The sequence below is a fragment of the Novosphingobium mississippiense genome (genome assembly GCF_044029535.1).
Lineage (GTDB): Bacteria > Pseudomonadota > Alphaproteobacteria > Sphingomonadales > Sphingomonadaceae > Novosphingobium.
Genome location: NZ_CP147001.1, coordinates 2,268,218 through 2,291,869, shown reverse-complemented (window position 1 = coordinate 2,291,869; position 23,652 = coordinate 2,268,218). Strand labels below are relative to the sequence as shown.

Sequence of the window (23,652 nt, the reverse complement as noted above, 5' to 3'; positions counted from 1 at the left end):
TTACGCTTAAATAAGACTTAAGCGGCGCGCGTGCGGCGGGCAACTTTCGTGTGGCGGAAGAAGCCCGGGGCACCGCGTTCGGGGGCGAGCCGATCGGTCAGCCCGTGCGTGGTCTCCCCCGCGCCCAGCATCAACCAGCCGTCGGCGGCCAGCGCATTGGCCACGCGGGTGAAGGCCCGTTCGCGCGTCTCCGCATCGAAGTAGAGCAGCACGTTGCGGCACAGCACCACGTCGAATGTGGGGGACTGGCCACCGGGCAGGGTGGGCAGCGGATCGAGCAGGTTGTGCTCTTCGAACCGCGTCATGCGGCGCAGGCGTTCGCGCACGCGCCAGCCTTGGGGCGTTTCCTCGAACCACTTGATCATCTCGCCCATGGCAAGGCCGCGCTGGATCTGGAACGGGGTGTAGCAGCCCTTGCGCGCCACCTCGATCACCGATCCGGACACATCGGTGCCCAGGATCGAGATCGTCCAACCGGCCCATCGCGCTTCCTGGCTGGCGAAGATCATCGCCAGCGTCAGCGCTTCCTGCCCGGTGGAGCAGCCGACCGACCAGATCGTCAGGGTGCGCGTTTCGGCGCGCGCTTCGGCCAGCCCTGGCAGCACTTGGCCGACCAGATGATCGAAGAAGGCGCGATCGCGGTAGAAATAGGTCTCGTTGTTCAGCAGTGCTTCCACCATCTGCCGGGCCAGCGTGGTCTGGCGCGTGGGCGAGAAGGTGGCGATCAACTGGTCTATGCTGGTGATGCCATATTCGCGGCAGAGGCCGGACAGGGCGGAGCCGATGCGCCAGCGGCGATTGTCCGGCAATTCCTGCCCGGTGCGCGCCTTCAGCAGATCGGCCAGCAGGCGTTCGGAAGCGAGGCTCACTTGCATGACGGCGCTCCGATCCCGGCGATCACGCGCTGGGCCAGTTGCTCGGGCGGCAGCACCGCGCTGGCGAGTCCGGCTTCGGCCACCGCGCGCGGCATTCCCCAGACGGCGGAGCTGGCCTCATCCTGCGCCAGGATCGCGCCGCGGGCGGCAACGATGCGCGCGGCGCCCAGCGCGCCGTCGCGGCCCATGCCGGAAAGCACGACGCCTAGCGTGCGATCGCCCATTTCCTCCGCAAGAGAGGCGAACATCACGTCGAGCGAGGGCAGGCAGCCGCTGGGCGCGGGCTCATGATTCAGTCGCACAACCAGGCCATCACCCTTGCGACGGAACGCCATATGCGCGTCGCCCGGGGCGATCAGCACGCAATCGGACACCAGTGGCATGTCGTCTTCCGCCAGCAGTGTCTCGCAACCGGACGCGGCGCGAATCTGGCGCGCGAAATAGGGAATGATCGCCGGCGGCAGGTGCTGGGTGATGACCACCGGCACGCCCAGTTGTCGGGGGAGCGCGGCAAACAGGCTGGCAAGCGCGTGGACGCCGCCGGTGGAGGCGCCGATGGCGAGCACTTCGGCGGGTTTGTGTGCGGCGCTGCTGACGGGCTTGCGCAGTTTTGCGGGCGGCGGTGGTTCCCGGCGGAGGGTCTGCGGCGCGGGCGCGGCGGCCAGGCCCAGTTCGCGGATCTTGCCGAGCAGCAGATCGCGATAATCGCCGTGAAAGCCGCGCGCGACGGGCTTGGGCAAGGTATCCGCCGCGCCCAGCGCCAGCGCGGAAAGCGTGTCCGCCGCGCCATCGACGGTGAGCGAGGAGACGACCAGCACGCGGGCGCCGCGGGCGCGTTCGATCAGGCGGGGCAGTGCCTCCAGCCCGCCCATGCCGGGCATGTCCAGATCGAGCAGGATCACATCGACGCGGCTTTCGCGCAGCACGTCCAGCGCCGCTTCGGCGTTGCTGGCGATGGCGGTGACTTCAAGGCCCTCTGCCCCTTCCACCATGCGCTTCAGGGCGGTGCGGGCCACCAGCGAATCATCGATGATCATCAGCCGCACCGGCGGCAACAGCGTCACGCGGGCGTTGCGCCGGCGCAGCGAGGGCAGGGGCATCGGCGAAAGCTCTGAGTTCAGGCCACGCCGACCAGTTGGAGTTTCATGTGCAGCGTATCGTGATCGAACGGCTTCATCACATATTCGTCCGCACCGGCGGCGATGGCCGCTTCGATGTGCGCGGAATCGCTTTCGGTGGTGCAGAACACGACCTTGGGCTGGTTGGAATGGCCGGTCTGGCGCAGCAGGCGCAGGAATTCGATGCCGCTCATCACCGGCATGTTCCAGTCCAGCAGGATCACGTCGGGCATGGCCACTTCGCAGCTCAGCATCGCCTGCTGCCCGTCGCAGGCTTCGCTGACCGTGAAGCCAAGGGCTTCCATCGACTGGCGCGAGAACTTGCGGATCAACCGCGAGTCATCGACGATCAGGCAGGTTTTCATGTTTCGCTTCCTTATCCCCAGAGCCCGATACTAGTCGTTTTACGTAACCAAGAACTTAAGCAGCGTCGGTCACGACAGGAATTTCATGGTCTGGACCGACAATCAGCGCCGCGACATTTGCAACGAGAAGCGGGCCGAGTGCGGTTTCGACCAGACCGTGCGACATCGCCGCCCAATTACCGTCCATCCTTGCGCGAACCGGCTCCGGTTCACTCCAGGCCTCGGTCACGTCCTCCACCTCGTCCAGCAGCAGCGCATAGGAGTGGCTCTCGTGGATAATGACGGCGGCCGGGGCACCTGCGCCGCGCTGTTCCGTGTCACCGAGGTCGAGCGCGCGGCGGCCGTCGATCACCGTCAGCACGCGGCTGCGCAGGCCGGAAAGCCCGGCGACGTGGGGCGGCGCGCAGGGCACCGGGGTCATGACGTCCAACGCGATCACCGATTGCACATCGCGCGAACGCAGCGCGATCCGGCGGCCGGCAAGGGTTACGACGACGAGAAGCTCTCTCATGCTCAGGCCCTTCCGGCGTGGCGGCGCAGCGCACCCATCAGCGCGGCCTGGTCGTAGCGGTAGATGCTGGCATCGTCCGTCGCACCCGGATCGGCGCGCAGGCGGATGACTTCGCGGGCAGTTGCGGCGGCGGGTTCCACATCATGTGCCAGAATCGCGAGGTCCGCATCGTCCGGCGTATCGGCGGCGACCACGCGGTAACCGGCGGCTTCCACCATCGGGCGCACGAAGTTCTGGATCCAGGTATCGTCCGCCGGCAGTCGGCAGACCGGCTTCACGACGCGTGACGGATTGCGCGAATGGCGCGCGAACAACTGGTACGGCGCGACGATGCGGGTGGCAACGCCGTCGATCAGCACGATCGGATCCTCTCCCTCCGCACCGCCGCCGGCGATCACCGCCGCGTCCACATCACGGATTTCCAGCGCTTCGTTCACGGCATAGGCGATTTCCCCGTGCCCGTCGGTCAGGCGCAGCAAGCGCAGCGTGGCACCGACTTCGCTGGCGGTTTCCAGCCCGTCCAGCGGCAGGATGCTTTCGCGGATCACCACCAGCTTGCGATCCCCCTCGATAGTGATGGCGTCGGGGGAGACTTCCTCCAGCCGGTCCAGCACGCCAACCGGCATGGCGCGGCGGGTACCGTCCAGCGCGTCGAACAGCAGCACCTGCATCGTGCGGCGCGGCAGGGCGGGACCAGTGTCCGGCAGCCGTGCGCGGCGTTCGAGGGCATCGATGGCAAGGCCGCCAGCGCGGGCAAGCCCGCTCACTTCCAGCAGCAGGATCGGATGCCCGTCATCGGTGAGCGTGGTTCCGGCGTAGAGCCCGGTGGCGATGATCGCGGGCGCGGCCGGCTTGATCACCAGTTCCTCGTGCCCGAATACTTCGTCCACCATCAGCGCGAAATAGCCGCCGCCGGCGTGGCGCAGCACGATCACCGGGCGGGTGGCGTCCGGTCCATCGTCCGAAAGCCGCAACACGTGCGAGGCCATCAGGCAGGGCAGGCGGCGGTCGCGAATGCGCGCGAGCATGGCGCCGCCCACTTCGTCGATCTCCAGCGTGCCTTCGGTGAGGTGGACGATCTCTTCTACCGAACTGCGCGGGATCGCGAAGCGCTGCTGGCCGATCCCTACGGTAACGGCGGGAATGATCGTCAAGGTCAGCGGCACGCGCAGGGTGACGCGGGTGCCCATGCCGGGCGTCGAATCGATCTCGATAGAGCCGCCGATCCGCTCGATATTGGCGCGCACCACGTCCATGCCGACGCCGCGCCCGGAAATGGCGGTGACCGTCTCCGCCGTGGAAAGGCCGGCCTCGAACATCAGGTCGAACACTTCGGCGCGGGATAGGTGTGCTGCCTCTGCCGCATCGACGATGCCGGCGGCCACGGCCTTTTCGATCAGGCGCTTCTCGTTGATGCCGCGTCCGTCGTCGACGATGTCGATCAGGATTTTGTTGCCGGACTGGCGGGCGGAGACGGTGAGGCGGCCGATCTCCGCCTTGCCGGCCGCGCGGCGCAGGGGCACGACTTCGATGCCGTGGTCGATGGCGTTGCGGACGATGTGGGTCAGCGGATCGCGGATGATCTCCACCATCTCGCGGTCCAGCTCCACTTCGTTGCCGGCGATCTCCACATGCACCTGCTTGCCCAGTTCGGCGGCAAGATCGCGCACCATGCGGGGCAGGCCGGAAAACAGGCTTTCCACCCGCTGCATGCGCGTGCGCGTCATGGCGTCGCGCACGTCGGCGATGATGGCGGAAAGGCGATCGAACGGTTCGTGGACTTGCGGTTCCATCTGGCCGTCGCGCAAGTGGCGGGCCAGTTCGTTGCGCGCCAGCACCATGTCGGAAACGCCGCTCATCACCTTGTCCAGCAGTTCGACCGGGATGCGAATCGTGCGTTGGGGCTGGGCGGTGCGCGATCCGGCGGACCCGGCCGGAACTGCGGGCGCTGCCAGCGCGATCACCGGGGAGGCAGCGGGTTGCAGCGCGGCAGTCAGAGCCTCGTCCCCGCCTTCGGGGAAAGTCTCGCCCGCCTCGATGGCGTCCACCATGTCGCCCACGCGGTCGATCACGGCGAGCACACCGCTGACCAATGCGGCGTCGGCAATGCGGCGCCCGGCGCGCACGTCTGCCAGCGCGTCTTCCGCCGCATGGCTCAGCGCTTCCAGGCGCGGCAGGTCAACGAAGCCGCAATTGCCCTTCACGGTGTGGAGGAAGCGGAAGATCGAATCGAGGCGCGCGCGATCGCCCGGGTCTTCCTCCCAGGAAATCAGTTCGCCCCCCAGCGCTTCCAGCATTTCGCGGGTTTCGGCGACGAAGTCTTCGAGCAATTCGTCCATATAGGCCCCCAGTGCCCGGGGCTTATGCGGCGTAATAAATTAACCAAGAGTATAGGAGGCGGCCATTCAAGGGTGCGGAAACCCGTCCATCGGCGCGATGCGGCAATTCGTGCGCTTCGGTTTGGTAAAATTTCCTTTTCAGCAAGGATTTCCCCCTAGCCTGTCACGCAAGCGAGGAGACCGTGCGTTGATCGAGATCGAAGTCCAGAACGAGACGCGCCAGACGCAGGAGACCGTGCGGTTCGCCGCCGTCCCCCGCATCGGCGAGGGCGTGAGGCTGCAGGATCCCAGCGGATTCTGGGTTTCTTACGATGTCGTGGACTTGTGGTACCAGAAGGCCGAATTCGGCGAGATCTGGATGCCCTACATCCACGTCCGCATGACGCCTTCCGAAATCAATGTCGAATCGCTGCCCCGGCCGGAGCCGGTGGCAGAGGACAAGGAAGAAGTGATCGAGACGGCCAAGAAGGTCGCCAAGATCCTTCAGGCCAACGAGAACGCGTGAGCTGAGTTTCTGGTTTTTCGCGTTTTCCAAGCCGTCAGGTGATGCCACCCGATCAGAAAACGCTCTTGGGAGTAAGTGTCATTCTTGAAGGTCTGATCAAGCGCTCCCCGGCGCCCGCACGCCGCGATGGCGAGGTTCCCGCCGAAGCGCCGGTGCAGGTCGTGCAGGCCGCCGCCGATCCGGAGGCGCCGCGTGGCCGTCGTGGCCTGATCGTCGACGATTCGCGCGTGATCCGCAAGGTTTCGCGCCGGATCCTCGAAGCGCTGGGCTACACCGTGTTCGAGGCCGAGAATGGCGAGGAAGCACTGAGCAAGTGCATGGCGGCAATGCCCGACCTGATCCTGCTGGACTGGAACATGCCGCTGATGGGCGGCCTGGAATTCGTGACCGCGCTGCGCGGAATGCAGGGCACACATCGGCCCAAGGTGGTGTTCTGCACCACCAACTCCGAAAATGGCGATATCCGCAAGGGTATCGAGGCCGGGGCCGACGAATACGTCATCAAGCCGTTCGACCACCACACCCTGCACATGAAGCTGCAAGGCATCGGCGCGGCTTAAGGGCGTTTTCGCAGCGCGCGGGGTCGCAAGATCCGGCCGGATCGAAAACGGCCCTAGCCCGTCGCCTGCATGAACGCGCCGGACCGCACCCGCACCGTGCCGCCGTTCTGCGGTACCACGCGCGTTTGCGGTGCCGATGCCGGCTCCGGCAGGCGATAGCCATAGCGGGAAAGGTCGTGGGCGGTCATGCGCTGCAGTTGCAGGTTGCTCCCCGCATAGCGATCGCCGGTCAGTTCTTCGATCTGACGCTTCAGGTGGCGTTTGAGCGGCGCGTCGATCAGGCGGGTGGGTTCGAACAGGACGCGGGTGCGGCGATACCAGCGGTCGAACGGGTTGAACGCGATCGGCGCGTGGGGAGACAACTGGTTGCGATAGACCAGGCCGTTCAACCGCCGACGCAGCAACTGCATCATGATCGGCATACTGGAATTGGCCATGTTGCCGAAGATGTCGGTGTTGATGCGGCTGGTCGACTGGCCGCAGAACCGCGCGATCTCCACCGCCACGCGCCAGGTTTCGTCGTGCAGCGTCTCGTAGGGGATCATCAGCACGTTTTCCGGCCCGAACAGCGTGCGGTAGTATTCGATCTGCGGTGCATAGGCGAAGCTGCGCAGGTCGAACTCCGGCTTGCGGAACAGCTTGGGCTGGATCTGGCTGGTCAGCCGCCGGAACGACAGCGATCCCCCGTCGGTGATGTATTGCAGATAGTAGGAATAGAGCATCGAGCGCTGTTCGCGCACGAAGACCAGGATGCGCGCATCAGGCAGGCAGGTCTTGATGCGATCGGCGATCATCCGCGCATCGAACGCGCCGGATCCGGGATAGCCGGACAGCCGCTCGTGCGAGAGGACCAGCGTGCGGCCGCGCGTGCGCGCCTCATAGGCGAGCCGGTGATAGGCCTCGATCACTTTCGGGTCCATTTCATCGAACGGACCATAGCGGATGAAGTCGGCCTGGATGTGGGAGCGATCGCGCCCGGGACGTTCGAAGCCGAGATCGGAACGGGCGAACAGCGTGCGTTGGAGCAGCGTCGAGGCGGTCTTGTGAAAGCCGATGTGGACGAGCGGTCGGATCGCCTGCTGGGACAACGCCAGAACTCCATGCCTTTCCGGGATGTCCCCGTTTGGGAAGGACGATGCGCTCGACGGGGGCCCGGTCGCTTTCCCGAACGCCTGCAGGACTGTTCCCGTTCGGTCATGCAGGGTCAATTGCGATGAATCGCCCCAGCCACCTCTTAAGTCTAGCCGATTGCACCGGAACCTGCCGCAGGGTGGCTTCGCCGGAACGCTTACGCCGAAGGAGATGGCCCGGCCTCCCCAATGACATGCGGCCATCGCCTTAGGAGGGATTGCCCGGGTGCCCGTCGCCCCGCACCTTTCCGCATGGCGCCAAGCGCCTGCGCCACAGTTGCGCCCCTGCAGCGCCGAAGGGAGCCAGTCCAGTGAACGCCAGCCTCGACAATTTCGCCCACGGTCCGGCCCCCATCCTCGTCACCGGTGCCGCCGGCTTCATCGGCCACGCCGTCGCCCACCGTCTGCTGGCGCGGGGCGAGCGGGTGATCGGGATCGACATCGTCAACGATTACTACGACCCCGCGCTGAAGGAAGCGCGGTTGGTCACGTTCGACGGGCATCCCGGCTTCACCTTCCACCGCATGGACGTGGCCGATGCCGATGCACTGGCGGCGCTGGTGCGCGATGCGGGCGTGCGGCGGGTCGTCCACCTGGCCGCGCAGGCGGGCGTGCGCTACAGCCTGAGCCACCCGTTCGCCTATCAGCATTCGAACCTGGCGGGCCACCTGGCGGTGCTGGAAGCCTGCCGCCACGCGCCGGGGTTCGAACATCTGGTCTATGCCTCTTCCAGTTCGGTCTACGGCGATCGGCCGCTGAACGGGCACGGCTTTTCGGAGGACGATGCCACCGTCTCCCCCGTCTCGCTCTATGCCGCCACCAAGCGTTCGTGCGAGTTGATGAGCCACGCCTATGCCGGGCTCTATCACTTTGCGCAGACCGGGCTGCGGTTCTTCACGGTCTATGGCCCGTGGGGGCGGCCGGACATGGCCTATTTCAGCTTCACCGGGAAGATCATGGCGGGCGAGCCGATCGAGGTTTACGGAGAGGGCAAGATGGCGCGCGATTTTACCTATATCGACGACATCGTCGACGGGGTGGTCGGCGCGCTCGACAATCCGCCGGGCGGCGGGGACTACGATCCGCTGCATCGCGTGCTCAACATCGGCGACAGTCGGCCGGTGGGCCTGATGGACATGATCGCCGCGTTGGAAGCCGCGCTGGGGCGGGAGGCGATCAAGATCATGCGGCCGATGCAGCCGGGCGACGTTACCGCCACTTATGCCGATGTCAGCCGCCTCAACGCGTTGACCGGCTATCACCCGCAGGTCATGCTGGAGGAAGGGCTCCAGCGCTTTGCCGACTGGTATCGCGTGTTTTACGGTAGCGGCGTTGAACGCAGCGAGATCGAGCCATCGTCGCTGGCGGCGGAATGAAGCAGGTACTGCCACCAGCCACCACATGGCGGGGCGAACTGGCCACGCTGATCCGTTTCGTGCTGGTGGGGGCGGCCAATACCGCGATCGGCTACGCCCTGATCCTGTGCTGGCTCTATGCCGGGTTGGGCGACTATGCCGCCAATGTCGCGGGCTTCGCGATGGGCTTGCCGATCTCCTGGGCGCTGCACCGCAAGCTGACCTTCCGCGCGCGGCATCGGCCGGACGGGGGGGAACTGGTGCGGTATGTGTTGGCGTTCCTCACCGCCTATGGCGCCAACCTGGCCGTGATCGTGCTGGGGCGGGCGGCTGGCCTGGGGGCTGGCGGGGCGGGGGCAACTGGCGTCAGCGGCAGCGCCCTGCTGCAGGGGCTGGCGGTGTGCACGTATGCAGCGGTGTTGTTCGTGCTGACGCGACTTATCGTGTTTCGCGGGCGACCAGTGTGACCACTTCGGGAAAGTTCAGCCGGCTTTCCACGATCGGGTTCGAGGCGCTCTTGGCCTGAAGGAACAGGCGGCCGACGTACTCGCCCAGAATGCCCATGAAGATCGAGTTGATGGAGATCGACATCAGCAGCAGGATCGTGGTGGTGGCGAAACCGGCGGGCCAGTGCTGGCCCAGGAACACCCGCCCGATCAGGTAGACGAACGTCAGCAACAGCGTCAGCGCACCGATCATGATGCCCGAGATCGAGGCGAAGCGCAGCGGCAGCAAGGAGTGGTTCAGTACCCCGTCCACTGCCAGCGAGATCATCGATTTCAGCGGGAACTTGCTTTCGCCCGCCGCACGATCGGCGCGGTCGTACTCAAGGCCGATCTGCGAAAAGCCCATCGCGCTGATCAATCCGCGCAGATAGGGGGAGGCATCGTCCACCTTGTGCAGTTCCACCAGAATCCGGCGGTCCACCAAGCGGAATTCACCCGCGTTCACTGGCAGTTCGTCATCGCTGATCCAGGTGATGAAGCGATAGAAGGCACGCCGCGCGGTGGCGACGAAGAAGTTGTCCTGCAGGCTGCGGCGGATGCCGTAGACGACTTGATGGCCCAGCCGCCAGAGTTGCAGCATTTCCGGGATCAGTTCCGGCGGATCCTGAAGATCGCAGTCGAGCTGGATGGAGCAGGCGCCGGTCGCCGCCTTGTAGGCGCAGAGCAGCGAACGCTGGTAGCCGTAGTTGCGCGAAAAGCGGATGACCTTCAGCGCGCGGTCCTTGGCGGCAAGTTCCTCCAGCAGTTCGAAGGTCCGGTCGGTCGAATGGTTGTCGGTGACGATGATCTCGTAACTGTATTCGGGCAGTTTTTCGAAGACGCGTACGATCGTCTCGTAGCAGCGCACGACGTTCTGTTCCTCGTTCAGCGCGGGCACCAGGATCGATATCAGGGTCTTGGGTTCTCCGTTCACCGTGCCGACCCCGCCATGCTGCGCATTCGCTGTTCGGCCGCGATGGTTTGCCGCAGCCCTTCCTCAAGCCCGACCTGCCGTTCCCAGCCGAACCGCACGCGCGCCAGTTCGGCCGCGCAGCGCAGTTCCACCGGGCGTTCGCCAGGCAGCGGGCGGCGCATGGAGACAAGCGCGGGATCGCAGTCTGCCAGATCGACGATGCGCCGGGCCACTTCGCGCATGGTCGGCGCCATGCCGGAACTGACGTTGACGATCGTGCAGTCGTTGGGGGCGGATTCGGCGATCCGCATCAGCGCGGTGACGGCGTCGGAAACGTACAGCAGGTCGCGCCGGTCGTCCGGTCGTTCCACGGTGATGGGATGCTGCGAAAGCACCGCGTCGATCAGGGCGGGGACCAGGAACTGACACGATTGCCGGGGGCCGTAGCATAGCGCCAGCCTTGCGGTGATCACCGGAAAGGGCAGGGCGGGTGCCAGCATTCCCAGGCAGTTGGTGGCCGCCAACATGCCCATGCCATAGGGGGTGAGCGGGCTGGCCCGGCCCGCTTCGCTGTAGGGCAGCGCCACGCGGCCATATTCGGCGATGGTGCCGGCGCGGATCACCACCGAAGGCGGATCGGGCACATGGGCCAGCGCCTCGACAAGGTTGACCGCGGGATCGACGTAGAGACCGATCGCCTCACGCGCGTTGGTGCAGCTCAGTTCGGTGGAAAGCCGGGTCTCGGCGGCGAGGTGGAATACCCGATCGGGCAGAATCGCGGCCACATGCTCTTGCACGGCGGCCTTGTCCGAAAGGTCCAGCCGGTGAATCACAAGATTGTCGGCAACCGTGGAAAGCCGCGCCAGCGAGGAGGTGGGGCGCAGGAATACATGCACCTCGTCCCCCTCGGCCAGCAGGCGCGCGGAAAGGTGCGAGCCGATGAAGCCGGCTGCACCCGTCACCAGCGAGACTGATTTGCTCACCTCGGTACCCTTTCCGTCCAGCCCATTCGTGCCCGGCAACCTGCCGGGCAGCCCGTTCTTTCCCTGTCAGGCAACGATCCTCGGCACCGGCAGCGGCACCAGGAACCGTCCGCCACGGGCGCGGAAAGCGGCCTGCTGTTCAAAGATTTCGTCGAAGAAATTCCAGGCGAGCACGAAGAGCACGTCGGGCTGTTCCTCCTCGATCGCTTCGACGGGACGGATCGGGATGCGCGTGTTCGGTGAATAGAGCCCGTGCTTCAGCGGGTTCCTGTCGACCAGGAAATCCAGGTAGCGCGTGTCGATCCCGAAATGCGTGATCAGCGTGTTGCCGCGCGCGCTGGCGCCATAGCCGGCGATCTTCAGGCCTTGCGCCTTCATCTCGTCCAGCATCGCGATCACGTCGACACCCATCGCCGCCACGCGCTCTGCCAGTTCGTCGTAAGTCTCGCGCAGCAGCATTCCGCCGGCGACCTCGTCCGCCAGCATCGCTTCCGCCGCGTCGCTGGCGCCAAGGCCCATGGCCTTGCGATTGATGAACACGCGCATGGAGCCGCCGTGGATATCGGGCAGCGACAGCGCGTCGGTCACCTCCAGGTCGAAGAACCCGGCCAGCTTCGCGATGGAGAGCAGGCTGAATTCCGATACATGCTCGTGATAGATATTATCGAACTCGGTATGGTCGATGTATTCCATGGCGCGGGGCACTTCGATCACCAGGGTGCCGTCCTGCGCCAGCAGCACGCAGATCGATTCCATGAACCGATGCAGGTCGCCGATGTGGTTGAAGGTGTTGGTGGTGACGATCACTTGCGCCGGCCCGCGTTCGCCCAGGACATGCGCGGCGGACTGCGGGTGGAAGTAGTCGATGAAGGTTTCCACCCCGCGCTCGGCGGCCATGGCGGCGATGTTCTCCGCCGGGTCGAACCCCAGCGTGCGGCAGCCCAGCGCATTGCAGGCGGACAGCAGCAGACCGTCATTGCTGCCGATATCGACGATCAAGCCGCCACCGGCGCGTTCGGCCAGCACGGCGGCAAGGTCCGCGAAATGGCTGTGCATCCGCGTGGCGCCGGAAGGAACGTAGAGGTAGTGGCGGAAGAAGTCCCCCGGCACCTGGTCGGCAATCTCGATCAGCCCGCATTGCAGGCAGACCTGGGTGTTCAGCGGAAAGGCCGGCTGCGGCTTGTCCAGATCCTCCGGCGCGATCAGCATCTGCCCCGGCGCATGATCGCCCAGCGGCAGGAACAGGTAGGGATCGGGCGCCAGGCACGCGCGGCAGGTGTGCAGCACGCTGCCATCGACATTCGCACGGTGGAGCTGTTCAAGCATCGGCTGCCTCCTCGAAACGGGGGGATGCGGAAAGAGACGCGACGAAGCCTTCGAAACATTCGTGCATGTAATCGATATGCGCTTCCGTCAGCCCGTGGTGGCAGGCCAGCAGGATGCCGCCCTTCATCACCGCGTCGGCCACCGGATAGCCTTCGGACGCGGCCTTGACGGCAACGCCCTGCATGGCTGGCTGGCGCAGGATATTGCCGGTGAAGACCGGGCGCGTCTGGATGTCGCGCTGTTCCAGCCAGATCTGCAGCTGCGTGCGGGTGAACGGCGCGTTCGGGCGGATGGTCAGCGGGAAGGCCAGCCAGCCGGTGCGCGATTCCGGCAGTTGCCGGGGCAGTTCGAACCAGTCCTCATACGTCTTGAAGAAGTCGAACTGGCGGCGGAAGTTGTGTTCGCGCGCGGTGATGTTGGTTTCCAGCTTGGTCAGCTGGACCAGCCCGAAGGCGGCGCCCATCTCCGAAGGTTCCACGTTGAAACCCAGTTCGTCGAACAGGAACTTCGCGTCATAGTCGATGCCGTCCAGCGCGACGTTGAAGCGCTTGTCGATGCTTTCGGAATCGACATGCAGCGAACTCGTCCGCCCCCATGACCGCAGCAGCAGCGCGCGGCGGGCCAGATCCTCGTCCGAAACGCAGATCATGCCGCCGTTGCCCGCCGCGTTGATGACGTGCGAACCGTAGAAGCTGGTGGTGGAGATGTGCGAACGCGTGCCGGTGCTGGTGCCGCGCAGGGTGGCGCCCAGCGTATCGGCGCTGTCTTCCACCACGATCAGGCCATGGGCATCGGCGATCGCGCGGATACGGTCCCAGTCGGGCAGGTTGCCGATCAGCGAGGGGATCATCATCGCCCGGGTATTCGGGCCGATCATCGCCTCTATCCGATCTACGTCGATGTTGTAGGTGCCCACCGCCGAATCCACGAAAGCGGGCACCAGCCGCGAACGCACGATCGGAGCCACCGTGGTTGCGAAAGTCAGGGCCGGGGTGATCACCTCGCTGCCTTCGGGCAGGTTCAGCAGTTCGATTGCAAGGTAATTCGCGGAAGAGCCGGAATTGACCATGATCCCGTGGTTCTTGGCGAACAGCGCGGCGACCTGTTCCTGCATGGCGCGCACTTTCGGACCCATCTGGGTCGACGTCCGCAACACTTCGACGACAGCGGCGATCTCTTCCTCGCCATGGACGGTTTGGCCATAGTTCACGCGCATGCTGATGCGGTTCCTCCCTGAGACTGGTGCGGTGATTGTTGCTGCGGATTCTGGGCGAAAGCACCGAAGTATCGGGCGATCTGCGCCTCGGTGAAGGCGCGCATGTCGGGGCCGCTGCGGGTGGCGGCGCGATACCATTCGGCCGTCATCGCCACCGCCTGTTCGGTGGTCAGCCGCGGGCGCCAGCCCAGCCGTGCGTGCGCCTTGCTGGAATCGAGCGTGAGCATCCCGGCCTCATGCGGATCGTCGGGCCGGTGGCCGAAGACGATCTGGGCGACGCCGGGGCCCCAGGCATGCTGGAAACGGCGGGCCAGGGCCTCCACGTCGATGAACCCGTCGGGGCTGGGGCCGAAATTGAACGCCTCGGCAAAGCGGACGGCATCGCCGCCCAGCAATCGGGCGCCCAGCATCAGATAGCCGGTCAGCGGTTCCAGCACGTGCTGCCAGGGCCGCACGCTGGCCGGGTTGCGGATGGTCACACTGGTGCCGTCCATGGTCGCGCGCACGATATCGGGCAGGAGCCGGTCCACCGACATGTCGCCACCGCCGATCACGTTGCCGGCGCGCACGGTGGCAATCTGGCAGCGATAGGGATCGGCGAAGTATGATTGGCGGAACGCGGCCGCCACCAGTTCGGTACAGCCTTTCGACGCGCTGTAGGGGTCGGCCCCGCCCAGCGCGTCGGTCTCGCGATAGGGCCATTCCCACTCGCGGTTGTCATAGCACTTGTCGCTGGTGACGACGACGACGCCGCGAACTGACTCCATCCGCCGCACCGCATCCAGCACCACTGCGGTGCCGGTGACGTTGGTGGCGAAGGTTTCCACCGGATCGGCATAGGACGGGCGCACCAGCGCCTGTGCGGCCAGGTGGAACACAAGGTCCGGCGCCAGCCCGTCGCACGCGGCGCGATAGGCGGTTGCATCGCGAATGTCCGCAACGCGATGGTCGACCAGCCCCGGAAGGTCTACCGCATGGAAAAAGTCAGGGCCTTGCGGGGGGCGTTGCAAGGCGATCCCGGAAACCTCAGCACCCAGTCGCCTGAGCAGGAGGCACAGCCAGCCACCCTTGAAGCCGGTATGGCCGGTCACCAGAATCCGCTTGCCACGGTATACCGCTGCAAGCGCCTGATCCGGAGAGCCTTCGTCAGGCATGTTGCAGTTTGGGACCATCGGTGGAGAGCACCGGCTGGCCGTTCTCGAAATCCATCCACGGCGGCAGCGTCTGGGTGCCCAGCTTTTCCAGCGTGTCGCGATCGCGCACGGTGTCCATCGGGTGCCAGAAGCCCTTGTGCTTGAAGGCCATCAGCTGGCCGTCATGGGCAAGGCGGGTGAGGGGGGCCTGCTCCAGCGGTTCCTCGTCCCCGCTCAGGTAATCCAGCACGCCCGGTTCGAAGACGAAGAAGCCGCCGTTGATCCAGGTTTCGTACTTCACCACCTTCTCGGTGAATTCCACCACTGGGCCGCCCTTGCCGGCGCATTCGCCCAGTTCCAGATTGCCGAACCGGGCAGGCGGCTGCACCGCGGTGACGGTGGCCAGCTTGCCGTGCGCGCGGTGGTATTCCAGCAGCGCGGAGATATCGATGTTGCCCACCCCGTCCGAGTAGGTGACCATGAAAGTCTCATCATCCAGCCAGGACTTCAGCCGGCGGATGCGCCCACCGGTCATCGTCGCCAGGCCGGTGTCGACCACGGAGACGCGCCAATCGACCTTGGAGGTGGGACGCAGCGCCATTTCGCCATTGCCGATGCCCACCGTGAAGTCGTTCGACATCAGGTGCAGGGCCTGGAAGAAACTCTTGATTGCCATGGCCTTGTAGCCGCAGGCGACGATGAAATCGTTGTGGCCCCAATGGTCATAGATATCCATGACGTGCAGCATGATCGGCCGCCCGGCCACTTCGACCATGGGCTTGGGGATCCGAACCGTTTCTTCGGCGAGGCGTGAGCCAAGGCCGCCGGCTAGCAGGACGACTTTCATAACGGTCTCTCCGGACACGGAAATTTCAGTCGAAATTGTCCGCTGGATGATGCCGAGGGTAAGGGCAGAGCGCGTGTCCGATGAAATGGTCATCGGGGGTAGGCAGCTTTAGCCAGCAGGGGCACCAAAGGGCTAAGAGTCAGGCGGAGAATGACCACCTGGGCACTTTCGGGCGGCGCCGGCGGCACCCGCTTGGGCCGGGATATGCGTCGCTTCGGAAGGCCGCAGGGCTTTCCGGACAGGTGGCATTATCCGATGGCTTGGAAAGCCCTAGCGCGCAGCGGGGGCGGTAAGGCCGGGCCGTCGGAACAGGTGCAGCTGGCGATGCTTTCCGCGGCTGACGAATTCCGTGTAGCCGCGCGCGCGGGCATAGTCCGCAAAGGCCCGTTCCAAGGGTTCGTCGCCGTTCACCAGGATTGCCGGCGGCGGTGCGGAATTGAGGAACGCCACCAGCCGCGTGGGGGAGGTGGTGGTGTAGTATTGCCGGTCTTCCGGTGCGATCAGGTCACCCACGCGGTAGACGAACTGGCCTGCGGCGAATTCGTGCGGAACCGTGAAGCCGCCTTCCAGCGCGATGGCCGGGGTAAGCGCAACAGCGGTTTCGCCGCCGGAAAATCCCGCTTCCCGCGCCAGCGCGCGCGCATCCCGGTGCAGCGAGACGGGCTCCCACCGCGCCGGGCGCGCCAACGAGACGAGGCCGGGGCCCAGGCGGGACATCGCACAGAGCAGGGCGACCAGCATCAGCGCGATCAGCACCGCATCGGCGGCCGGCCGGTCGATCGGCGCCGTCCGTGCCCGCAGCAACAGCAGCAGGACCAGCAGGAACGGGATCGGCGGCACGAAGTACTGGGGAAACGAGGGAGAGGGGACGAAGGCCATGACGAAGCCCATCGCCGCCAGTGCCGCCGTGATCACCACTGGCCAGGAAAGCAGAGTGGCGATCCCGGCCTGCGCGCCGCTCCGCACGAAAGGCAGGGCGGCCAGCACGGTGATGCCCGCCAGCGTCAGCAAGGTGGCATTGGCGGTCCAGACATCTTCGCCCAGCAGCACCTTCTGCGCCACGCTCATCACCTTGGGCTCGGTGGACACGGTCCAGTAGGCGGGCTGCACCTGGGTGAAATAGCGCAGAGTATGGGCAAAGAAGGCCTGTGGATCGCTGGCCATTGCCAGCAGCACCGGCAGCCCGGCGAACAGCCCGCCCAGCGCCAGCGGCAGCGTGCCCTGCATCAGTCGCCGGCCCAGCGGGCGCGCGGTGGGGGCCAGCACCGTGGCCAGCGCCAGAAAGGGCGCCAGGAAGATGTAGTTCACTTTCAGCGCGATCGCGCCGGTCGCAAAAATGCCCGCAATCAGGCAGTAGAGGGCAGAGGGCTGGTCCCGGTCCAGCCCCCAGATCAGAAATCCGATGGCGAACAGGGTCAGCGGCACGGGTAGGAAATTGTTGGTCGCCAGCATCCCCGGCGGGCCCAGCAGCAGCACGTTGCACAGCAGCAGGACGGCGGACGCCAGAAAGCCCCATGCCCCGGCGCGCGTTACCCGGGCAATGAACCAGAGGGCGAACAGCGCGGCGATCCACCCGGCGAAGACCAGTAGCCGCCCCATCAGCAGGAACCGCACGGCGCCGGTAATCCAGTAAAGCGCGCCCAGCAGCCAGGGCATCAGCGGCAGGTGATTGTAGCCCAGGTCACGATAGATATCGGCGCCGCTGGACAGTGCCGATACGGTGACGAACAGGTTCTCGTCCCGGCCCAGCGGCATGGACATCATGCGGCCCAGCAGGCAGGCCAGCAGCAGCGCCAGCAAGGCGAAGCCGGCAATTGACGGAAAATTGTCCCGCGCATCACGGCCGCGGCCCATGAGCCGTTCGCCATCGCCGAGCGTTTCGCGCGTTTCGTCCAGCATCATAGGTTTCCCCGCGGCCATTCGATCCCACGCAATTCTGTCTCCCCCCCGTCCTCGCGGCGAGCGCGATTAGGGCGTAATCACTCTGGATGACGATCCCCGCCGATGCCGCGACAGGGCCGAGATCCCTTCGCCAATAAAGAGTTAGACCGCATGACCTGATTCCGCCGTCCCGCCCTTGCGCTAATTTCGGCCGGTCAGAAGCAAAGCGCGCAGGCCTTCCTTGGTGCAAGAAACCGAACCATTGCACATAGCGATCCTTGCCTCCGGACTGGGGGCGGGAGGGGCGGAACAGGTCATCGCCCAGCTCGCGCGGCATTGGTGCGCGGCGGGGCACCGCGTTACGGTGATCGCATTCGATGAACCCGGCGATCCGGTCTATCACCGGCTTCCGGCCGAAGCGGCCCTGCGCCGGTTGGGCAACCATGCGGGGGCCCGGGGTGTGGCAGACCGCGTGCTGGCGTTGCGGCGTGAGCTTGCGGAATTGCGACCGGCGATCCTGTGTTCCTTCCTTACCAAGAACAACCTGATCGCCGCCCTGGCGACGATCGGCACGGACACCCGCCTGATCTGTGCGGAGCGCAACAATCCCGAACGGCAGGACGTGCATCCGCTGTGGAATCGCGGGCTGGGCCTGCTCTATCGGCGGGCGGATGCCATCGTCTGCCAGACGGACGCGGTACGGCGCTGTTTTCCGGTGGCGGTCCGGCGGCGGCTGGTAACCATTCCGAATCCCGTCGCCGCGCCCGACGTGTTCCCCTCTCATAACGATGCACGGCGCATCTGCGCGGTGGGCCGGCTGAATCATCAGAAGGGCTTCGACGTGCTGCTGCGCGCCTTCGCGCTGATTGCGCCGCGCTATCCCGGATGGACGCTGACGATCCGGGGGGAGGGGCCTGACCGTGCGGCCCTGGAAACCGGGATTGCCGCACATTCGCTGGAGGAGCGGGTGCGCCTGCCGGGTCTTAGCGCGGTTCCGCGTGGCTGGGTGGCCGAATGCGATCTGTTCGTGCTCTCGTCCCGCTACGAAGGGTTCCCCAATGCGCTGGCAGAGGCGATGGCCGCCGGCCTTCCGGTGATTTCCGCGCGCTGCGATTTCGGGCCGGCGGACATGGTGGAACATGGCCGCACCGGCCTGCTTGTCGCTCCGGACGACCCGCAGGCGCTGGCCGATGCGCTGGAGGAAATGATCGAGAATCGCGCCGCGCGAGAGCGGATCGGCGCGGCGGCGGCGCAGGCCATGGCACGCTTTGCGCCGCAGCACGTGCTGGGGCGGTGGGACCAGTTGCTGGCGGCCGTGACGGCATCGGGCAAGACCCGCTTCGGTGAGCAGGCGCGCACGCCGCTGGCTGGCAGGACGATGGAGGCCCGCCGATGACGGACAGGCATCTGCGCATCCTCTTCACCTCGGCGGGAAGACGCGTCGAGCTGACCCGCTGCTTTCGCCGCGCCGCGGAGTCCCTGGGCATGCGCGCGCAAGTCCACGCCTGCGATTTCGTGCCCGAACTCAGCGCGGCCTGCATGGATGCGGACACGGCTTTCGCGGTGCCGCGCTGCACCGATCCCACTTACGTCGATCACCTGCTGGGCTATTGCGCGCGGGAGGGCATCGACCTGCTGGTGCCGACGATCGACACCGAACTGGAAGCACTTGCAGGCGCGCAGGCGCTTTTCGCGGAACTGGGCACGCGCGTCCACATCAGCGATCCGGAAACGGTGGCGGTGGTGCGTGACAAGCAGCGGACCATCGAAGTGCTGGCGGCGGCGGGCGTGCCGGTGCCGCGCACCGCGCCGATCGAGGAAGTGCGCGCCGCGCCGCACGAATGGCGCTGGCCGGCCTTCGTCAAGCCGGTAGGTGGCAGCGCCAGCCGGGGCATCGGCGTATTGGAAGGGCCGCAGGACATCGCCGCCACTTATCCCGAACCGATGCTGGTGCAGGAACTGCTGCGCGGCCCCGAATACACGGTGAACATGTACCTGGACGCGGAAGGGCGGATGCTTTCGGCGATCCCCCACCGCCGTCTCTCGGTGCGCGGGGGAGAGGTGGAGAAGGGCGTTACCACCCGCGACGCGCGGTTCACCGCGATTGCCGAGGGCGTGGCCGCCGCGCTGCCCGGTGCGCGGGGCGTGCTGTGCTTCCAACTGATCGACGATCCCCAGCGCGGCCCTTGCGTGTTCGAGATCAATGCCCGTTTCGGTGGCGGCTATCCGCTGGCCGATCATGCCGGCGGACGCTATGCCGAAAGCCTGCTGGCCAGCTGGGCCGGGCTGCCCGAATGCGCGACGCAGGACTGGCGCGAAGACGTGACCATGGTGCGCTACGACGCGGCCGTGTTTCGTGGCTGAAATCATCCTTCCCGCCGATTGCGTGGTGGTCTTCGACCTGGACGATACGCTCTACCTGGAACGGGATTTTGCGCTGAGCGGCTTTGCCGCCGTGGGCCGCAGGCTGGAGATGCGGCACGGGATCACCGGCTTTTCGGAGGAATGCGCGCGATTGCTGGACGAAGGCGTGCGCGGATCGATCTTCGACCGCGCGCTGGCCGCGTTGGGCGCGCTGAGTGCAGGCATCGCGATTGCCGATCTTGTCGCGCTCTATCGGCGCCATCGGCCGAAAATCACGCTTGCACCCGATGCCGCCCGGCTGCTCGATCGGATCGACGGACGAACCGGCGCTTTGATTACCGATGGGCCGGCACGGATGCAGGCGGGCAAGGTGGGGGCGCTGGGGATCGCCACGCAACTGGGGCGACTGGTGCTGACCGGCATGTTGCCGCCGGGCTGCGGCAAGCCGCATCCGATGCCGTTTCAGTTGGTGGAGCGCTGGTCGGGCCGTCCGCCGCACGACCATGTCTATATCGCCGATAATGGCGCGAAGGATTTTGTCGGCCCGCGCGCACGCGGCTGGCGGACCGTGCAGATCCTGCGCGAAGGCCGCATCCATCGCGGCGATCCGCCCACGGCGGCCCATGCCGCCGATGCCGTGGTCGATACGCTGGACGCCGTGCAGTTGGAGATTGCCCGGGAGAGCCCCGCTGCAAGGTCGGCCGCCGGTTCAGTCGCCTCCTGAAGCACCCGCAGCCGCCGCGATGGCAGGCCGCCGCCGCTCGCCGCCGATCATCACCCATGCCGTGCGGGCAAGGATGCGCATGTCCAGGAGCGCAGAGGCATGATCGACGTACCAGAGGTCGAGCGCGATCTTCTCGTCCAGCGAAAGCAGGGTATTGCCGTTCACTTGCGCCCATCCGGTCAATCCCGGGCGGACCCGTCCCCGCGCGACGCCCCGGCGGCCGAGGCCGGCGATGGTTTCGGGCAGCAGCGGCCGGGGGCCGACGAACGTCATGTCTCCCCGCGCCACGTTCCACAGGCCCGGCAATTCATCCAGCCGGCTGCGGCGCAGGAAACGGCCGAAGCCGGTCACGCGTGCCTCATCGGGCAGCGGCCGGCCGTCGGGCCCGTTCTCGTCCCGCATGGAACGCAGCTTGAACAGGGTGAAGGATTTCCCGTCCAGACCCGCGCGCTGCTGGCGGAACAGCACCGGCGCGCCCATGGAGAGGCGGACGCCCAGTGCCAGTCCGGCCAGCAGCGGCAGCGTGGGGATCAGGAGAGCGGCGCCCAGCGCCCGGATCGCGAGGCGTCGCATGTCGATCGAGTTCCTTGTTCCGGGCCACAGTCTTTCGTGAAGGTCGTCGATGCCGATATTCAAACTTCCGACGGACGCCAGGAGTGGCCGCGGAAGAAGCGGCGGACGCGGGCGGCCCAGGCTTCGTGCGCGGGAACCGGCGTGGAGTAGTAGGTCGCCGAGTCTGCATAGTACTGCACCGAGTCACCGTAACGGCGGCGGGCATGTTCGGCATAGTCGACCTGATCGAAGATCACGCCGCCCACGCTGTCATCCAGCGATTCCAGCGCAGCGCGCATCTGGTCACCCGTGGTCACGCCCCAGCGGGCCACCATCACCGTCTGATCGGCGAAGTTGCACATGGCGCGGGCATCGCGCACCGCCAGCGTGGCCGGGGCGTTGATGATCACCAGGTCGAACCGTTCGCGCAGTTGCGAAAGCAGGGTGCGCAGGCGGTTGGAGGACAGCAGCACGGCGGGTTCGGCCACCGGCTCCTTGGCGCTGAGCAGCACGATCTGGTTGGCGACGCTTTCGCCGGTCATGCTGGCTTCGGGCGTATCGTAGGGATTGCCCTTCTGGGGGATCGCCAGACTGTCCAACTCCGCCCTGCCGCAGACGATATCGACAAGGTCAGGCGCGGCGGTCTCGTTCTGCAGCTGCTGCAGGGCACCGCGCTTGCGCAGGTCGAGGTCGAGCACCACGGTCCGTTCGCCAAGGGCAATGCCGGCCGCTGCAAGCGTGAGCGAGACGGTGGACTTGCCATCACCCGGCAGGGGGGAGGTGACAAGCACCACCTGTACGCCCGCCCTTCGCTGCAGCCCGCGCACTTCCGTATATGTGGAGCGGGCCACTTCGGCGAACAGCGACTGCGGTTCGGTGATGACGGGGCTTTCCTTGGGATCGACCGACAGGTTCCGGCCCAGCAGCGGCAGCATGCCCAGCGTGGGCAGGCCGAACTGGCGGCGGATCTGCGCGGTGGTGCGCAGGCGATCGTCCAGGAAGTCACGCAGGTAGGCGATCATCAGCGCCAGGATGCCCGAACCGACGAAGGCGGTCAGGCCCAGCTTCAGCGGGGTGGGCGCGATCGGATCGTAATCGGGCACCGCCGGGGAGACGACCGAGGAGGAAACGCCTTCCATCTGCATCTGCGCGCGCACCTGTTCGATGCGGGCGGAGATCGACTTGTAGGCATCGTCGTCCAGTTCGGCCTGGCGCAGCAGCTTGTCCAGTTCCACGCGGTTGGTGGTGTTCTTGTACGCCATCGAGCTGAGCCCGGCGACGATGCCTTCCAGGCGGGATGCCTGTGCGGAATCGCCATCGGCCTCGCTACGGGCGATCTGCGCCATCTGCGCGCCCTTGGCATCTGCATCCGCCTGCGCGGCGGCCTGAACGGTGGACCGTTCCTGCGCGATGCTCTGGTCCACGGCGGCCAGCTGCGAATTGACGCGCTTCACGTCGGGATGGTTGGGGCCAAGGCTGGTGCTGAGCTTCGACGCCTCGGCCACCAGGTCGCCGCGGCGCTGTTCAAGCGCGTTGAGCGCGGCCGAAGTCGCGGTGGCGGTGCTTTGCATCAGCGATGCGCGGGCAATGCCGGCACTGCGCGCGGCGGCACCATCGCGCGCAGCGGTGGCGGCCGCGCTCTGCACGGCGATTCGATTGATCTGGTTCAGGTCCTCATCGGTGCCCGCGCCTGCCAGCATGTGATTACGCGTGCGGAAATCGGCCACCAGCTGGGCGGATGCCTGGGCGGTGCGGCCGCGCGCCTGCTGTTCCTGTTCCAGCGAGGCCAGCAGTTCGCCGCGCCGCTCGTTCGACTTGGCCCCGCGCAGTGCGCGGACGGCGGGCGGAATCTCGTTGGCGATGTCCGCCGCCAGTTCGGGAGAGCGGGCGACCACGGCGATCTCGATCAGGTCGGACCCGGCTTCCGAATCGATGGCGATCATCGACGTCAGCTTGTTGATGCCGGCCTGCAGCAGCGGCTTTCCGGTCAGCTGCGGATTGCCCAGTTCCTTCAGGAAATCGGGATTGTGCAGCAGGTTCAGATCCTTGATCACCTGTTCCGCCGCCGATGCGGAGCGGTGCAGGCGCACCGCGTTGGCCACGCGTTCGGCGTTGCGCGAATTGACGTCCGCCTGGTTGGTGCCCACCTGGTCGATCAGTTCGACCTGCACATTGGTGGTGGAGCGGTAGAGCGTGGGCGACAGCATTTGCTGGACCACCACCGCCAGCGTCGTGACGCCGACGATCAGCAGGATCATCGTGCGGTAGCGCAGGACGATGCGCAGCAGATCGCGCAATGAAATCTGCCCTTCCGCGGGCGTGGCCTGATCGTTCCTCGATCGGCCGTAAGGCAGGGGACGCCTTACGCGGGCGTATTGCGGCACGTCGGGAACGAGTGCGGAAGTCATCATGGCCCTCCGAATAGGCAATGCCCGGGGAATGCCCCCCAAGCTGATTAATTTGATTATGA

The 23,652-nt window shown here is 66.2% G+C and carries 22 protein-coding genes; 7 read left to right on the top strand and 15 right to left on the bottom strand.

Annotated elements, in window-relative coordinates; genetic code table 11:
- Window positions 1-17: 17 nt before the first annotated feature.
- Genes WBP06_RS10900 through WBP06_RS10880 form a run of 5 tightly spaced genes read right to left on the bottom strand, consistent with a single transcriptional unit; the run spans window position 18 to window position 5,208 of the window.
- Window positions 18-875, bottom strand: a complete 858-nt coding sequence (locus WBP06_RS10900; RefSeq protein WP_395327375.1) for a CheR family methyltransferase — start codon at window positions 873-875, stop codon at window positions 18-20.
- Complete coding sequence (cheB, locus tag WBP06_RS10895) at window positions 866-1,975, bottom strand: chemotaxis-specific protein-glutamate methyltransferase CheB (RefSeq protein ID WP_395327374.1); 1,110 nt, start codon at window positions 1,973-1,975, stop codon at window positions 866-868. The genes WBP06_RS10900 and cheB overlap by 10 nt, the downstream gene beginning before the upstream one ends.
- Before the next feature lie 17 nt (window positions 1,976-1,992).
- Window positions 1,993-2,358, bottom strand: a complete 366-nt coding sequence (locus WBP06_RS10890) for a response regulator (protein ID WP_395327372.1) — start codon at window positions 2,356-2,358, stop codon at window positions 1,993-1,995.
- A gap of 55 nt (window positions 2,359-2,413) precedes the next feature.
- Window positions 2,414-2,869, bottom strand: a complete 456-nt coding sequence (locus WBP06_RS10885) for a chemotaxis protein CheW (protein WP_395327370.1) — start codon at window positions 2,867-2,869, stop codon at window positions 2,414-2,416.
- A gap of 2 nt (window positions 2,870-2,871) precedes the next feature.
- Window positions 2,872-5,208 (bottom strand): chemotaxis protein CheA, encoded by a 2,337-nt coding sequence (locus WBP06_RS10880; RefSeq protein ID WP_395327369.1) that lies wholly within the window; start codon window positions 5,206-5,208, stop codon window positions 2,872-2,874.
- 187 nt (window positions 5,209-5,395) lie between these two features.
- Between WBP06_RS10880 and WBP06_RS10875 the strand changes: the two genes are divergently transcribed.
- Together WBP06_RS10875 and WBP06_RS10870 are read left to right on the top strand one after the other, a co-directional pair.
- Window positions 5,396-5,713, top strand: a complete 318-nt coding sequence (locus WBP06_RS10875) for a hypothetical protein (protein ID WP_395327367.1) — start codon at window positions 5,396-5,398, stop codon at window positions 5,711-5,713.
- A 206-nt stretch (window positions 5,714-5,919) separates the two neighbouring features.
- Window positions 5,920-6,273: a response regulator gene (locus WBP06_RS10870; RefSeq protein WP_395334126.1), complete on the top strand. Its 354-nt coding sequence runs from the start codon at window positions 5,920-5,922 to the stop codon at window positions 6,271-6,273.
- A gap of 53 nt (window positions 6,274-6,326) precedes the next feature.
- Here WBP06_RS10870 and WBP06_RS10865 read toward each other — a convergent pair whose 3' ends face one another.
- Window positions 6,327-7,361, bottom strand: coding sequence for a hypothetical protein (locus WBP06_RS10865; protein ID WP_395327366.1), 1,035 nt, complete (start codon window positions 7,359-7,361; stop codon window positions 6,327-6,329).
- Between the two features lie 353 nt (window positions 7,362-7,714).
- Here WBP06_RS10865 and WBP06_RS10860 point away from each other — a divergent pair, with 353 nt between their 5' ends.
- Both WBP06_RS10860 and WBP06_RS10855 read left to right on the top strand, forming a co-directional pair.
- Complete coding sequence (locus WBP06_RS10860; RefSeq protein WP_395327364.1) at window positions 7,715-8,779, top strand: SDR family NAD(P)-dependent oxidoreductase; 1,065 nt, start codon at window positions 7,715-7,717, stop codon at window positions 8,777-8,779.
- Window positions 8,776-9,225 carry a GtrA family protein gene (locus WBP06_RS10855; RefSeq protein WP_395327363.1) on the top strand — a complete coding sequence of 150 codons (450 nt, stop codon included), beginning with the start codon at window positions 8,776-8,778 and terminating at the stop codon, window positions 9,223-9,225. The genes WBP06_RS10860 and WBP06_RS10855 overlap by 4 nt, the downstream gene beginning before the upstream one ends.
- On the opposite strand, the gene WBP06_RS10850 is transcribed toward WBP06_RS10855, so the two are convergent.
- From WBP06_RS10850 to WBP06_RS10820, 7 genes are all read right to left on the bottom strand, one after another.
- Window positions 9,197-10,177, bottom strand: coding sequence for a glycosyltransferase family 2 protein (locus tag WBP06_RS10850; protein WP_395327361.1), 981 nt, complete (start codon window positions 10,175-10,177; stop codon window positions 9,197-9,199). The genes WBP06_RS10855 and WBP06_RS10850 overlap by 29 nt on opposite strands.
- Entirely contained in the window at window positions 10,174-11,139 is a 966-nt protein-coding gene (locus WBP06_RS10845) for an NAD-dependent epimerase/dehydratase family protein (RefSeq protein ID WP_395327359.1), read from the bottom strand. Before WBP06_RS10845 ends, WBP06_RS10850 begins: the two co-directional genes overlap by 4 nt.
- A 66-nt stretch (window positions 11,140-11,205) precedes the next feature.
- Window positions 11,206-12,465: a class I SAM-dependent methyltransferase gene (locus WBP06_RS10840; RefSeq protein WP_395327357.1), complete on the bottom strand. Its 1,260-nt coding sequence runs from the start codon at window positions 12,463-12,465 to the stop codon at window positions 11,206-11,208.
- Window positions 12,458-13,681, bottom strand: coding sequence for a DegT/DnrJ/EryC1/StrS family aminotransferase (locus WBP06_RS10835; protein WP_395327355.1), 1,224 nt, complete (start codon window positions 13,679-13,681; stop codon window positions 12,458-12,460). Before WBP06_RS10835 ends, WBP06_RS10840 begins: the two co-directional genes overlap by 8 nt.
- Window positions 13,672-14,835, bottom strand: coding sequence for a CDP-glucose 4,6-dehydratase (rfbG, locus tag WBP06_RS10830; RefSeq protein WP_395327353.1), 1,164 nt, complete (start codon window positions 14,833-14,835; stop codon window positions 13,672-13,674). The genes WBP06_RS10835 and rfbG overlap by 10 nt, the downstream gene beginning before the upstream one ends.
- The gene (rfbF, locus tag WBP06_RS10825) at window positions 14,828-15,661 is read right to left on the bottom strand and encodes a glucose-1-phosphate cytidylyltransferase (RefSeq protein WP_395327352.1); all 834 of its coding nucleotides are present in this window, start codon (window positions 15,659-15,661) and stop codon (window positions 14,828-14,830) included. Before rfbF ends, rfbG begins: the two co-directional genes overlap by 8 nt.
- Window positions 15,662-15,931: 270 nt before the next feature.
- Window positions 15,932-17,560 carry a hypothetical protein gene (locus WBP06_RS10820; RefSeq protein WP_395327350.1) on the bottom strand — a complete coding sequence of 543 codons (1,629 nt, stop codon included), beginning with the start codon at window positions 17,558-17,560 and terminating at the stop codon, window positions 15,932-15,934.
- A gap of 244 nt (window positions 17,561-17,804) precedes the next feature.
- On the opposite strand from WBP06_RS10820, the gene WBP06_RS10815 reads away from it, so the two are divergent.
- The 3 genes from WBP06_RS10815 to WBP06_RS10805 are packed head-to-tail and all read left to right on the top strand — an operon-like array spanning window position 17,805 to window position 20,630.
- Window positions 17,805-18,938 carry a glycosyltransferase family 4 protein gene (locus tag WBP06_RS10815; protein WP_395327348.1) on the top strand — a complete coding sequence of 378 codons (1,134 nt, stop codon included), beginning with the start codon at window positions 17,805-17,807 and terminating at the stop codon, window positions 18,936-18,938.
- On the top strand, window positions 18,935-19,906 hold the full coding sequence (locus WBP06_RS10810; protein ID WP_395327346.1) for an ATP-grasp domain-containing protein: 972 nt from the start codon (window positions 18,935-18,937) through the stop codon (window positions 19,904-19,906). Before WBP06_RS10815 ends, WBP06_RS10810 begins: the two co-directional genes overlap by 4 nt.
- Window positions 19,899-20,630, top strand: coding sequence for an HAD family hydrolase (locus WBP06_RS10805; RefSeq protein ID WP_395327344.1), 732 nt, complete (start codon window positions 19,899-19,901; stop codon window positions 20,628-20,630). The genes WBP06_RS10810 and WBP06_RS10805 overlap by 8 nt, the downstream gene beginning before the upstream one ends.
- Here WBP06_RS10805 and WBP06_RS10800 read toward each other — a convergent pair.
- The gene (locus tag WBP06_RS10800; protein ID WP_395327342.1) at window positions 20,616-21,203 is read right to left on the bottom strand and encodes a sugar transferase; all 588 of its coding nucleotides are present in this window, start codon (window positions 21,201-21,203) and stop codon (window positions 20,616-20,618) included. The genes WBP06_RS10805 and WBP06_RS10800 overlap by 15 nt on opposite strands.
- Window positions 21,204-21,262: 59 nt before the next feature.
- Window positions 21,263-23,590 (bottom strand): GumC family protein, encoded by a 2,328-nt coding sequence (locus tag WBP06_RS10795; RefSeq protein ID WP_395327341.1) that lies wholly within the window; start codon window positions 23,588-23,590, stop codon window positions 21,263-21,265.
- Window positions 23,591-23,652 lie beyond the last annotated feature (62 nt).

What these genes read in the sequence shown, in the direction of transcription:
- WBP06_RS10890 (WP_395327372.1), bottom strand. Translation starts at nt 2,358, where the DNA reads ATGAAAACCTGCCTGATCGTCGATGACTCGCGGTTGATCCGCAAGTTC.
- WBP06_RS10880 (WP_395327369.1), bottom strand. Translation starts at nt 5,208, where the DNA reads ATGGACGAATTGCTCGAAGACTTCGTCGCCGAAACCCGCGAAATGCTG.
- WBP06_RS10900 (WP_395327375.1), bottom strand. Translation starts at nt 875, where the DNA reads ATGCAAGTGAGCCTCGCTTCCGAACGCCTGCTGGCCGATCTGCTGAAG.
- WBP06_RS10800 (WP_395327342.1), bottom strand. Translation starts at nt 21,203, where the DNA reads ATGCGACGCCTCGCGATCCGGGCGCTGGGCGCCGCTCTCCTGATCCCC.
- rfbF (WP_395327352.1), bottom strand. Translation starts at nt 15,661, where the DNA reads ATGAAAGTCGTCCTGCTAGCCGGCGGCCTTGGCTCACGCCTCGCCGAA.
- WBP06_RS10810 (WP_395327346.1), top strand. Translation starts at nt 18,935, where the DNA reads ATGACGGACAGGCATCTGCGCATCCTCTTCACCTCGGCGGGAAGACGC.
- WBP06_RS10885 (WP_395327370.1), bottom strand. Translation starts at nt 2,869, where the DNA reads ATGAGAGAGCTTCTCGTCGTCGTAACCCTTGCCGGCCGCCGGATCGCG.
- rfbG (WP_395327353.1), bottom strand. Translation starts at nt 14,835, where the DNA reads ATGCCTGACGAAGGCTCTCCGGATCAGGCGCTTGCAGCGGTATACCGT.
- WBP06_RS10795 (WP_395327341.1), bottom strand. Translation starts at nt 23,590, where the DNA reads ATGACTTCCGCACTCGTTCCCGACGTGCCGCAATACGCCCGCGTAAGG.
- WBP06_RS10820 (WP_395327350.1), bottom strand. Translation starts at nt 17,560, where the DNA reads ATGCTGGACGAAACGCGCGAAACGCTCGGCGATGGCGAACGGCTCATG.
- WBP06_RS10835 (WP_395327355.1), bottom strand. Translation starts at nt 13,681, where the DNA reads ATGCGCGTGAACTATGGCCAAACCGTCCATGGCGAGGAAGAGATCGCC.
- cheB (WP_395327374.1), bottom strand. Translation starts at nt 1,975, where the DNA reads ATGCCCCTGCCCTCGCTGCGCCGGCGCAACGCCCGCGTGACGCTGTTG.
- WBP06_RS10855 (WP_395327363.1), top strand. Translation starts at nt 8,776, where the DNA reads ATGAAGCAGGTACTGCCACCAGCCACCACATGGCGGGGCGAACTGGCC.
- WBP06_RS10840 (WP_395327357.1), bottom strand. Translation starts at nt 12,465, where the DNA reads ATGCTTGAACAGCTCCACCGTGCGAATGTCGATGGCAGCGTGCTGCAC.